The 11,519-nt window shown below is 72.0% G+C and carries 9 protein-coding genes; 4 read left to right on the top strand and 5 right to left on the bottom strand.

Features of this window, described 5'->3' with window-relative positions:
• Both ABD378_RS10580 and ABD378_RS10575 read right to left on the bottom strand, forming a co-directional pair.
• The coding region (locus ABD378_RS10580) for an acyl-CoA dehydrogenase family protein (RefSeq protein WP_344520339.1) at window positions 1-1,384 on the bottom strand (1,384 nt) is incomplete at its 3' end.
• Window positions 1,381-3,165 carry a fatty acyl-AMP ligase gene (locus ABD378_RS10575; RefSeq protein ID WP_344520338.1) on the bottom strand — a complete coding sequence of 595 codons (1,785 nt, stop codon included), beginning with the start codon at window positions 3,163-3,165 and terminating at the stop codon, window positions 1,381-1,383. The genes ABD378_RS10580 and ABD378_RS10575, both read right to left, overlap by 4 nt.
• Window positions 3,166-3,536: 371 nt before the next feature.
• Here ABD378_RS10575 and ABD378_RS10570 point away from each other — a divergent pair, with 371 nt between their 5' ends.
• The 4 genes from ABD378_RS10570 (at window position 3,537) to ABD378_RS10555 (ending at window position 7,046) form a co-directional block, all read left to right on the top strand.
• A complete protein-coding gene (locus ABD378_RS10570) occupies window positions 3,537-3,938 on the top strand; it encodes a cobalamin B12-binding domain-containing protein (protein ID WP_344520337.1) in 402 nt (133 codons plus the stop codon).
• A gap of 20 nt (window positions 3,939-3,958) precedes the next feature.
• Window positions 3,959-5,200, top strand: a complete 1,242-nt coding sequence (locus ABD378_RS10565) for a methylaspartate mutase (RefSeq protein ID WP_344520336.1) — start codon at window positions 3,959-3,961, stop codon at window positions 5,198-5,200.
• Entirely contained in the window at window positions 5,197-6,027 is an 831-nt protein-coding gene (locus ABD378_RS10560; protein WP_344520335.1) for an ABC transporter permease, read from the top strand. Before ABD378_RS10565 ends, ABD378_RS10560 begins: the two co-directional genes overlap by 4 nt.
• A gap of 74 nt (window positions 6,028-6,101) precedes the next feature.
• Window positions 6,102-7,046, top strand: a complete 945-nt coding sequence (locus tag ABD378_RS10555) for a TauD/TfdA family dioxygenase (RefSeq protein WP_344520334.1) — start codon at window positions 6,102-6,104, stop codon at window positions 7,044-7,046.
• A 74-nt stretch (window positions 7,047-7,120) separates the two neighbouring features.
• On the opposite strand, the gene ABD378_RS10550 is transcribed toward ABD378_RS10555, so the two are convergent.
• Genes ABD378_RS10550 through ABD378_RS44160 form a run of 3 tightly spaced genes read right to left on the bottom strand, consistent with a single transcriptional unit; the run spans window position 7,121 to window position 11,516 of the window.
• Window positions 7,121-8,026: a GHMP family kinase ATP-binding protein gene (locus ABD378_RS10550; RefSeq protein WP_386546789.1), complete on the bottom strand. Its 906-nt coding sequence runs from the start codon at window positions 8,024-8,026 to the stop codon at window positions 7,121-7,123.
• 5 nt (window positions 8,027-8,031) lie between these two features.
• Window positions 8,032-11,346 (bottom strand): non-ribosomal peptide synthetase family protein, encoded by a 3,315-nt coding sequence (locus ABD378_RS10545; RefSeq protein ID WP_344520331.1) that lies wholly within the window; start codon window positions 11,344-11,346, stop codon window positions 8,032-8,034.
• Entirely contained in the window at window positions 11,343-11,516 is a 174-nt protein-coding gene (locus tag ABD378_RS44160) for a hypothetical protein (protein WP_425583830.1), read from the bottom strand. The genes ABD378_RS10545 and ABD378_RS44160 overlap by 4 nt, the downstream gene beginning before the upstream one ends.
• Between the last annotated feature and the right edge of the window lie 3 nt (window positions 11,517-11,519).

Here is an 11,519-nt window from a genome sequence, read left to right as displayed (position 1 = left end):
GGCCGTCGTCCGCGAGCTGCCGCACCTTGGCGGCGGCCGCGGGCAGGATCGCGACGACGGACGCGCCACCGCTGGAGATCAGGTTCAGGGACTCGGTCCTGAACGGCCCGGGCGCGGTGTGCGCGGTGGTCGCCGCGGCGAGGCCCGCCGCGTCCCAGCGGCCCTTGCGGTAGGCGCGGGCCAGCCGTGCGAACTGGTCGATCAGGGCGTTGCGGTTGACGAGGCTGCTGCCGTCGAAGATGCCGATGATGCGGTGGTCGCGCTCCACCTTGGCGAACTCCCCGTGCGGGTCACCGGATCCCGCGAGGCCGTGCGGGCCGAGCAGGTGGAAGAGCCGGGCGATGAGATCGTCGACGTACGCGGGCACCGAGGCCTTGGCGACGGCGGAGACGACGCTCATCTCGCCCGTGAGGGCGTGCACGGAACGTACCGCCACCAGGCTCGTCGCCTCGGCGAGCAGCAGGGTCGCGGTCGCCTCGCCCAACTCCCGTCGTACGGCGGGGAGTTCGGCCAGGCTGTGGCCGCTCTCCGTGCGGGTGCGTGCGGTGAACTCGGCGGCCAGGCGCAGCGCGTGGTCGCCCGCGCCGAGGGACATGGCCACGCATCCGGTGCGGGTCACGTGCAGCGACTTGAGGATGATCTCGACGCCCTGCCCCGTCCCGCCGACGAGCGCGTCGTCGGACAGCGGCGCGTCGTGGAAGGCGATGCCGCCGATGGCCGCGCCGCGGATGCCGTACGTGGGCACCTTCGGCAGGTCCGTGTACCGGCCGGGTTCCAGTTGCTCCTTGTCGACGAGGAAGAGGCTGAAGCCGAGCGGCCCGCCGGCCTCGTCGGTGCGGGCGAGCACGGTGACCAGGTCGGCCCTGGTGACGTTGTTGATCAGCCACTTCTCGCCGGAGAGCCGTCGGCCGCCGGCCGACCGCTCGGCGACGACCTCACCGGCCAGCAGGTCGCTGCCGTGGTGCCGTTCGGTCAGCGCGCACGACACGACCGCACCGTCGATGATCCGGCGTCCGAGGCGTGCGGCCCGCTCGGGATCGCCCGCGATCCAGGTGGACACGGCGCCCAGGTAGGTCTTGCCGTGCGCGGCGGCGACGGTGAGGTCGACGCGTGAGACGCCCCGCAGGAGCTGCATGACGACGCTGAAGTCGTCCATGGCGCCGCCGTGTTCGGCCGGAACGTAATAGCGGGGCAGGCCGAACTCGTCCAGAACCCGGCAGGCGTCCTCGGGGAAGGCCTCCGCGCGGTCGAGCGCGGCGAGGGTCTCGGCGGCGAAGGGCTGCCCGGGGCCCGTGAGCCCGTCGAGCAGCGCCGTCAGCTCCGAAGCCGGGGTGGCCGACGCCGGTTGTGCGGGCGCAGGGCTGCGCGGAACGGCGGTGGTCATGCCGGGGCCCCCGCGGTGGCGGGTGCGACGGGCTCCGCGAGGAGGTTCTGCTCGTAGTCGGCGTACGTGGGCTCGAGCGCCCCGGAGCGGAACAGCTCCCGCATCGCCGAGCGCTGGATCTTCCCGCTGGTGGTCCGGCGCACGCCGCCGGGCCGCAGCAGCAGGACCGCGCCGACGGGGGCGCCGAACTCGCGGGCCACGGTGAGCCGCATCCCGGACGCGAGTTCGCGCAGCCGCTCCGGGTCCTTGATGCCGCGCACCTCGTGCGTGACGACGAGCACCTCGTCCTCGGCCCGCGCACCCTGTCCGGGCACGGCGAAGCAGGCGCCGACGAGGTTGCCCAACTCGGGCTGCTGGGCGCGGAGTTCGTGCTCGATGTCCTGGGGGTAGAGGTTGCGGCCGCGCAGGTTCAGTACGTCCTTGATGCGGCCGGTGATGTAGAGGTCGCCGTCGTACAGGGCGCCGAGGTCGCCGGTGCGGAGGTAGCCGGTGTCGCCGTCGGCCGTGGTGGCCCGGAACTCCGCCTCGTTGGTCGCCTCGCGGTTCCAGTAGCCCTGGCCGATGACGTCGCCGCGCAGCCAGATCTCGCCGACGCCCCCGTCGGGCAGCGGGCGGCGGGTCTCCGGCTCGACGATGCGCACCTGTGCGCCCGTCGGCGGCCCGCAGTTGACCACCTCGCGGCCGGACTCGCCGGGGGCGACGAGGCGGAACTCGTTGCGTTCGAGCCGCTCTGCGGAGACCGTCCGGGCCTCCGGCGGGGTGTCGATGGCACCGGAGACGAACAGGGTCGCCTCGGCCATGCCGTAGCTGGGCGAGAGGGTCTCGGCGCGCAGCCCGGCCGCGGCGAAGCGCGCGTGGAAGCGCTCAAGGACGGCGGCGCGCACCGGCTCCGAGCCGTCGACGGCGTGCCGCAGGCGGGACAGGTCGAGGCCTTCCATGTGCGCGTCGGTGATGCGCCGCACGCAGACGTCGTACGCGAAGTCGGGCGCCGCCGAGAAGAAGACGTCGAAGCGGTCGATCATGCGCAGCCACAGGTGGGGGCGCTTGAGGAAGGTGCTCGGGCTCATCAGGACGGTGGCGGAGCCGAGCATCAGCGGCGGGATCATCAGGCCCATCAGGCCCATGTCGTGGAAGTGCGGGATCCAGCCGCCGCCACGGGTGGTGGCGTCGAGCCCGAGCCGCCGCGCGATGTTGTCGGTGTTGTGCAGCAGATTGCCGTGGCTGATCATCACGCCCTTGGGATCGCCGGTGGATCCCGAGGTGTACTGCAGCACGGCGAGCGTGTCGTGGCCGGTGGGCGGCGCTTCCCAGCCGTCCGGGCCCGGCCCGGCGCCGTCGTCGGTGACCAGCAGGGGGAGTTGGTCGAGTCCCTCCTCGGTGATCCACTCCTCGACGTCCGGACGGGTGCCGGTGTCGGTGAGGATCGCCGTGGCGCCCGCGTCGTCCGCGATGCGCTTCACCCGGTACCGCTCGTGGCGGTAGCGGCCGGGCAGGGAGGAGGGAACGGCGACGGCGCCGGCGTACAGGCAGCCGAAGAACGCGGTCAGGAAGGCGAGTCCGGCCGGGTACAGGAGAACCACCCGGTCGCCGGGAGCGACGTGTTCCCGCAGCCGTACCGCGATGGAGCGTGCCTCACGGTCCAGCTCCGCGTACGTGAGCCACCGCGCTCCGTCCTCTCGGTCGGGGTCGGTCACAAACGCCGCCGCGTGCTGTTCCGCCCGCTCTTCGGCATGCCGCCGAAGTATCGCGACGACATTGGGGGCGGTGACTGTCTCCGCCATATTCGAAGCCCTGCCCTTCGCGTTCTCGAATATTCCTGTTCATGCGCCGATCCGGCACTGTGGGACTTTCTACAGGGGGCTTCCTGGGCCGGGAAGTCGAATGACAGCAAACTGCACCACGTACCCCTGCCCCCGGCCGCAACCGGGTCAAACCACCCGTACCGCACGGTCCTTCGGGCTCCGCGAGGCCAGTACCGGCCAGCGGGAACCGCGTTCGGAGGGCCTTCCTGCCAGTAAAGTCGGAGGCCTGCCACCTTTCTGGCACCCCCTCCTTTCGTGACCCCTGTTCGTGACCCCTGTTCGTGCCCCCTTTTCGTGAATCCGGGATTCTCATGCATTCGATACACGGCACCGAATCTCCCTCCGTTCTTGTGACGGGAACGTCCTCCGACTCGCACACCTGGAACCTGGTCTTCCTGCAATTGCTGCTCGAGGAAATGGGCCACACGGTCGCCAATCTCGGCCCCTGCCCGCCCGACGAGCTCGTGGTGGAGAACGCCATCGACGTACAGCCGGGACTGATCGTCGTCAGCAGCGTCAACGGCCACGGCTTCAACGACGGACTGCGGCTGATCCGCGCGCTGCGCGCCCGCCCCGAGCTGGCCCTGACCACCATCGTCATCGGCGGCAAGCTGAGCACCGACGGACTGCGCAACGTGGGCCTGGTACGCCAGTTGACCGCGGCGGGCTACGACCGGGTGTTCGACGACGGCGACCTCGCGGAGTTCCAGGTGCTTGCCGCCGCCCGGGTGCCCGCCCGAGCGGTGTCGTGACGCCGGGGCCCTTCCGCCCGGTGTCCTTCGGCGATTTCGTGTCGCGGGCCCACGCGCGCGGCACGCTCGTGGTGCAGCCGCGGATGGGCTTCAGCGATCCGCGGCTGATGCGTGAGGGCCTTGCCGCGACGCGCGCGGCCGACGCCCTCACCGTGGGCACCCTGACCCTCGACAGCTACACGCGCGTGCGGGACCTGGCCGCGGCGCGCAAGGCGGTCGACGAGGGGGTGCCCCTCAACGGCTATCCGCTGTGCACGCACCCCGCCGCCACCACCCACACGCTGCTCGACGGCATCCTCGACGCGGACTTCCCCGTCCAGGTCCGGCACGGCTCGCCCCGCCCCGAACACGTCGTGGAGCGGCTGCTCTCGCTGGGGCTCGACGCCACCGAGGGCGGCCCGGTGTCGTACTGCCTGCCCTACGGCCGCACCAGCCTCGCCGACGCCGTGGCCGCCTGGCGGTCGGGCTGCACGATGCTCGCGGAGGCCACCACCGCCGCCACTCCGCACCTGGAGAGCTTCGGCGGCTGCATGCTCGGGCAGCTCTGCCCGCCCTCGATGCTCATCGCGATCAGCGCCCTCGAAGGGGCCTTCTTCGCCCAACACGGCCTGCGCAGCGTGTCGTTGAGCTACGCCCAGCAGACCAGCCATGAGCAGGACCGCGAGGCGGTGGCCGCGCTGCGGCGGCTTGCAGGCGAGCTCCTGCCCGGCGTCGACTGGCACATCGTGCTCTACGCCTACATGGGCGTGTACCCGCACTCGCGCCCCGGCGCCCTGAACCTCCTCTCGGCGGCCGCGCGCCTGGCCGTCGAGTCCGGCGCGGCCCGCCTGATCGTCAAGACCGCGGCCGAGGCCCACCACATCCCGAAGATCGCGGACAACGTGGAGGCCTTGCAGGTCGCCGCGGGCGCCGCGGCCGCCGCCGCACACGCCACGCCGCTGCCCGACATCGCCGACTCCGAGGTGTACGAGGAGGCCCGCGCCCTCGTCCACACCGTCCTCGGCCTGCACGACGACATCGGTGAGGCGCTGATCGCCGCGTTCCGCCGCGGACTGCTCGACATCCCCTTCTGTCTGCATCCCGACAACGCCGGGCGGACCAGGAGCTTCATCGACAACGACGGCCGGCTGCGCTGGTCGGACACCGGGGCGCTGCCCATCGGCCGCGCCGCGGCGCCGTCCCGCCCCTCGCTGACATCCACCGACCTGCTCGCCGCGCTCTCCCATGTGCAGCGGACCTACGACTCCGGAGGAACCCCATGACCAGCCCATCGCCCCTGCCGGCCGGCTCCGCCCCGGAGCTCCGCTGGCGGGGCAGCAGCCCGCAGGTGCAGCTGCGGATCCTCACCGGGCGTTCGGTCAGGGCACACTTCGCGAACCGCAAGGCCGTCCTGCTCAGCATGTTGCAGCCGGTGTTCATGCTGGTGCTGCTCAGCCAGGTCTTCGGCGCCATCGTCGACCGGGGCCAACTGCCCGACGACATCTCGTACATCGACTACCTGCTGCCCGCCCTCCTGGTGACCACCGGCATCGGGCCCGCCGTGGCCTCCGGCATCGGCCTGGTCCGCGACATGGACAACGGCGCCGTGTCCCGGCTGCGTACGCTGCCCATCCACGCCCCGCTGATGCTGTTCGCCCGCAGCTTCGCCGATCTGCTGCGCACCGCAGGGCAGTTGGCGATGCTCCTGGTCGTCGCCGTCGTCTTCCTCGGCGCCGACCCGGCCGGCGGCGTACTCGGCATGCTGGCCGCGCTCGCCCTGACCTGTGTCGTGGTGTGGGCGATGACCTGGGTCTTCCTCGCGCTCGGGGCGTGGCTGCGGAACTCGGAGGCGATGCAGAGCGCGGGCTATCTGGTGACCTTTCCGCTGATGTTCGCCTCCAGCGCGTTCGTTCCGGCGGAGCGGCTGCCCGACTGGCTGCAGGTACTGGCCACCGTGAACCCCTTGTCGTACGCGATGGACGCCAATCGCAGCCTCGCCCTCGACCAGCCGCTTGGCACCGAGGTGTGGTCCGCGCTCGCCGCGAGCCTGCTGATCACCGTCGTCGGCTCGACCCTGGCCGTCCGGGCCTTCCGCAGGCCGATGGCCTGACCCTCAGACTGCGCCCGCGCCACCCCCTTGGCGCGGGCGCATTTCCCTTCCCTGCCGGAGAGTTGGAGACTCGCATGACCTCACCCACGACCACCTCCCTCGCCCGTCTCGACGCCGGGCCGACCCCACCCGCCGACGCCGCCGAGTGGCTCACCGGCCACCTGGACCAGATCCGCGCCTCGGTCGCCGGGCACGGCGCCGTACTCGTCCGCGGCCTGGGCCTCGACGGCCGCGCCGCGGCGAGCGCCGCCCTGCGCCAGGTCATCGGAGAGGCCGTCACCGAGCGGGAGGGCTTCGCCCCCCGCGACCGTCACGGCGACGGCGTGCACTCCTCCTCGCACTGGCCCGCGGACCAGCCCATGTGCATGCACAACGAGCTCAGTTACGCCGCCGAGGTGCCGGGCCTGATGGCCTTCGCCTGCCTCACCCCGCCGACGCGGGGCGGTGTGACGGCGCTCGCCGACACCCGGGCGGTCCTGCGCGACCTGCCGGCCGAGCTGACCGAGCCCTTCCGGCGCGACGGCTGGCTCCTCACCCGGCACTTCAACCCGCTGGTGGGCCTGCCCTGGCAGGACGCGTTCGGCACCGACGACCCGAAGGCCGTGGACGAGTACGCCGCGCGCAACGCCATCGACGTGCGGTGGGACGCGGACGGCGGCCTGCACACCCGGCAGCTGCGCCCGGCCGTCGTCACCCACCCCGGCACCGGCGATGACTGCTGGTTCAACCAGATCGCGTTCCTCAACGAGTGGACGATGGCCCCCGAGGTCCGCGAGTTCCTCACCCAGGAATTCGGCCCGGAGGGACTGCCGTTCAACACCTTCCACGCCGACGGCACCCCGCTCGACCGGGAGACCGTGGACCTCATCAACGAGGTGTACGAGCAGCACACCGTCCGTGAGCCGTGGCAGCGCGGCGACCTGATGGTGGTGGACAACATCCGCATGGCACACAGCCGCGAGCCCTACCAGGGCGAGCGCGAGATCCTGGTGGGCCTCGGCGAACCTTTCCGCCCCTGACCTCATCCGCGTACGGAGAAGGGGCCGCATCCGGACTTCCGGATGCGGCCCCTTCTGCTGTGTGTGCGCCGCTGTCAGTCGAAGCTCAGCGTGCGGTACACCGTGACGTTGCCCGCGAGTTCCTGGCACGCCTGCGCCGCCGCGGCCAGCTGGTTGTGGCAGTCCGGCGCCGCGGTGTCCAGGAGGACCCCGAGCGTGGTGCCGCTGTGCCCGACCACCACGCCGAGCCCGCCCACCTCGCGGCAGATGTCGATCATCGGCTCCAACGACCGCTTGTGGCGCAGGACTTGGTTCATCCGCGCGCTCGCGGTCGCCACCGCGCCGACCTCGGCCAGGTCGCGGCGGGCCACGGCGCCCGAGACGCGGTCCAGAAGCCGGGCGTACTCCCGCCGGTCGGCCATGGTGAACGGCTTGGGGATGCTGTTGAAGTCGACCGTGTCCACCGCGCCGCCCTCGTCGATGCTCACCACGGCCATCGAGGGCAGCGACCCGAGCTGGGCGCGCAGCCGCACGCTGCGGTGGTGGAAGGCGACGACGGACGGGTAGAGCACCCCGTCGGTGGGCTCGATCCTGGCGAGATAGGACTCGATGCGGCGCGGCGGCATCTCCTCGCCCAGGGCGTTGCCCACCGCACGCGCGGTGGCCACCAGGTCCGCCGACGAACTGGCGAGGCCCTTGCCCTCGGGGAGCATGCTGTCGATGCGCAGCACCCCGCCCGCGGGACGCGCCACATCCTCCATGATCATGGCGGTGAGCCGCTTGGCCTTCTTCTTGTGCGGCGGCCAGACCTCGAGCACATCGGAGTCCGGGTCCAGTTCGAACCTGGCCATGGCCCAGCGTGCGACGGGCAGGGTGACGAGGAAGTCCCCGTCCTCCTCGGGCAGCACTCCCTGGAGCAGCTCCCCGAACGTCCCGAAGGCCGCGCTGACCCCGGTTGCCCCGACGCGGCGGTATCCGGCGCCGGGTGCGAGCGTGCCGATCGTCCTCACGCCGTGCCTCCTCGTATCAGTGCCGCGGTCTCCTGCGCGCGCGTGCTGACGAAATAGTGGCCGCCCTCCGCGAGCACGCGCAGTGTGACCACGTCGGACACCGCCTTCCAGTCGCCGTAGGTGTCCGCGAACCCCTCCGTCGACGGGTCGTCCTGCGCGAGGACGACCTCCACCGGGGCGCCGATGCCGTACGGCTCGGCGTCCTCGCGGATGCGGATCAGACGGCTGTTGGTGGTGAGCACGTCGTGGCGGTAGGCGCGGCCCACCACGTCGGCGCGCTCCGGCCTCAGCTCGTCCAGCTCCACGTAGGCGTTGTCGGCGCGCAGCCGGGACAGCACGGCCCGGTTGTCGGCCGTCTCGACCTCGGCCATCTCGGCGCGCAGCGCCTCGGTGTCCTCCAGGAGCAGGGCGCCGATGAAGACCCGTTCGGCGGGGCGGCCCTTGTCCTGGAGGCGTCGCGCCGTCTCCAGGGCGGTGACGGCGCCCGCGCAGTGGCCCCACAGCAGGACCGGCGTGGTGACGCGCTCGCCGATCTCGTCCGCGACCCTGCGGGCGATCTCGTCGATGTCCGCGAGTGGCTCGTCGTCGCCCACCAGGTCGTGGCCGGGCAGCTCGACGCCGAGGACCGCGATGCCGTCGCGCTCCAACGCGGCGGCCAGCGAGCGGAAGTTGACGGCGTTGCCGCCCGCGTACGGGAAGCACACCAGCGTGTGGTGCGGGTTGCGGACGCTTGAGAGCGACTGGAGCAGCCCCGCGGTGTCCGCGGCGGCGGCGCCGCCCGCGCTGTCGCGTTCGGCGAGTACGGCAGCGAGGTCGGCGAGGACCGGGTGGGCCACCAGGTCCTTGAGGGAGAGCGCCCGGTCCATGTTGACCAGGAGCCGCACCGCGGCGAGCGAGGTGCCGCCGAGCTCGAAGAAGTTGTCGGCCCTGCCGATGCGCTCCAGGGGTGCGCCGAGGACCTCGGCCCACAGCATCGCGAGGCGCTGCTCGCCGGGCGTGTTCGGCGCGGCGTAGGTCGCGCCGCCGTGGCCGAGGGTGCCGGCGAGGCGGATCAGGGCCTTCTTGTCGACCTTGCCGTTCTCGGTGAGCGGCAGCCGTTCCAGCTGGTGGAAGTAGGTGGGCACCATGTAGTCGGGCAGGAGCCCGGCGAGGAAGTCCCTCGCCCGTTCGGCGGGCAGCTCTTCGTTGCTGGCGAAGAACGCGACGAGGTTGCGCAGTTCGCCGGGTCCGCCGTCGATGACGACGGCCGCCTCGCGGATGCCCTCCAGGGCGAGCAGCTTGTTCTCGATCTCGCCGATCTCGATGCGGAAGCCGCGGATCTTGACCTGCTCGTCCCTGCGGCCGAGGTACTCGATGCGGCCCTCGGGCAGCCACCGCCCGAAGTCGCCCGTGCGGTACATCCTGGTGTCGTCCAGGAACGGGTCGGGCACGAACGCCTGGCGGGTGCGCTCCTCGTCGTTGATGTAGCCGCGGCCCACGGCGACCCCGGAGAAGGCGATCTCGCCCGGGGAGCCGAGCGGCGCGAGCGCCAGGTTCTCGTCGAGGATGTAGGTGTTGACGTTCCGCAGCGACCTGCCGACGGTCACGAAGTCGCGCTCGGGCACCCCGTCGAGGACCTCGTGCATGGTGTCGTCGGACACCTCGGTCGCCCCGTAGGCGTTGACCAGCTTGATGTCCGGGTAGGCGGCGAACCAGCGCTGCACCAGGTCGTACTTGAGCGCCTCGCCGGTGACCGACAGGGTGTGCAGGGCGCCCAGCGGCCGCGGGTGCTGCTCCAGGTGGGTCAGGAGCACTTCCAGGTACGAGGGGACGATCTGCGCGACGGTGACCCGGCCGTCGACGATCTCGTCCAGGAAGCCGCTGACGTCGAGCAGCAGCGCGGTGTCCACGACGCGCACGCTGCCGCCGGTGAGCAGCGGCGCGGCGAACTGCCACAGGGAGATGTCGAAGCACTGCGACGCGGTCTGTGTGACGACTTCGCCGGGGCCCTCCGCGATCTCCATGTCGTCGATCTTCATGAAGAGGTGGTTGAGCATTCCCGCGTGCTCGCACAGGGCGCCCTTGGGGGCTCCGGTGGAGCCGGACGTGAAGTAGATGTACGCGGCCTGCCCCGGGGTCAGGGTCACTCCGGGCGCCTCGGTGGGGACACCGGACGCCTGGATCTGAGGCACGGAGAGCAGGACCGGCGGGGCGGGCACGGCGGCCGAAGCCTCCCGCATCAGGGCCGCGCTGTCCGGCTCGGTGAGCGCGAACGCGCAGGCGCTGCGCTCCAGTTGGGCCGCGACGCGGTCGGCGGGGAAGTCGGGGCGCACGGGCAGATAGACGCCGCCCGCCTTGAAGACGCCGAGGGCGGCGGCGATCCAGTCGAGGGTGCGGTCCATGGCGACGGCCACGACATCCTCGGTGCCTGCGCCGGCGGTGAGGAGCGTGTGGGCGACGCGGTTGGCGCGCTCGTCCAGTTCGCGGTAGGTCAGGCGGACGCTTCCGTGCACGGCGGCGACGGCGTCCGGGGCGCTGCGTACGCGCTCCTCGAACAGGTCGACGAAGGTACGCTCCCCCAGCTCGACGCGCGGGCCCGCGAGGCCGTGCAGCTGGGCCTCCACCTCCGAAGCGGAGAGCAGGCTCTGGCGGTGGTGCAGCTGGGCGGGGCCCGCCACGAGGTGCCGGAGCGCGGCCAGGTGGTAGTCGGCCAGGCGGCGCGCGTACTCCTCGTCCAGCTCGGCACGGTCGTACACGATGCCGAGGTCGAGGCCGTCTCCGTCTCCGTCTCCGTCTCCGTCGCCGGCGTGGGCGAAGGTGACCCGCAGGACCTCACCCGCGGCTTTGCTTACGGCTTTGCTCACCTCGGCACCTGCGGAAGTGCCTGCGGCTTTGCTCACCGCCGCACCTGCGGAATCGCCTGCGGCTTTGCTCACCGCGGCGCCCGCTTCGAGGCCCGACAGGTCGATCACGGCCTCGGGGGTCGCCTCGGCGGTGTGCGTGTCGGACAGGGCCTTGGCCGCGTGCGTCACGAGCTCGGCCCAGCTGGAGTCGTCGACGGCGAGGCGCAGCGGCGCGGCCGGGCGGCCGGTTTCCGCGACGTACCCGATCAGCAGGCCACGCTCGGCGGACACGCTCGCCATGACCCTGGCGTGCGCGGCGAGGAGCAGCTCCCGCCGGGTCGCGCCCAGTTCGGCGGCGGTCCGGTCGATGTCCCGGAGCAGCTCGTCGGGCAGTCGTGTCCGGTGCCGCCCGGTGCCCTCTTCGCGGGCGGTGGGCCAGGTCCACCGAGGAATTCTGGTGAAGGCCTGCTCTCCTGTGCGGTCTGTCATCGTCCCCCGACCCCTTCTGTTTCCGATGCTTCGTGCGTTGCCGTCTGGTTCTCGAGCTCGATCCTGATCAGCCGCGCGGCGTCCAGCGCGTGCCGCTCCGCCTCCTCGCCGCTCGCCCCGGTGGCCACCACACAGCCCAGGCGGTCCTGGAACGAGTGCGTGACGCGCAGCGT

The sequence above is a fragment of the Streptomyces rectiviolaceus genome, assembly GCF_039533825.1.
GTDB lineage: Bacteria > Actinomycetota > Actinomycetes > Streptomycetales > Streptomycetaceae > Streptomyces > Streptomyces rectiviolaceus.
Note: the sequence above shows the minus strand (reverse complement) of the source record. Positions and strands in the feature narration are given on the sequence as shown.

Bases quoted from the DNA above. Each gene is read 5' to 3' on its own strand.
- ABD378_RS10560 (WP_344520335.1), top strand. From the start codon at position 5,197: ATGACCAGCCCATCGCCCCTGCCGGCCGGCTCCGCCCCGGAGCTCCGC.
- ABD378_RS10545 (WP_344520331.1), bottom strand. From the start codon at position 11,346: ATGACAGACCGCACAGGAGAGCAGGCCTTCACCAGAATTCCTCGGTGG.
- ABD378_RS10575 (WP_344520338.1), bottom strand. From the start codon at position 3,165: ATGGCGGAGACAGTCACCGCCCCCAATGTCGTCGCGATACTTCGGCGG.
- ABD378_RS10555 (WP_344520334.1), top strand. From the start codon at position 6,102: ATGACCTCACCCACGACCACCTCCCTCGCCCGTCTCGACGCCGGGCCG.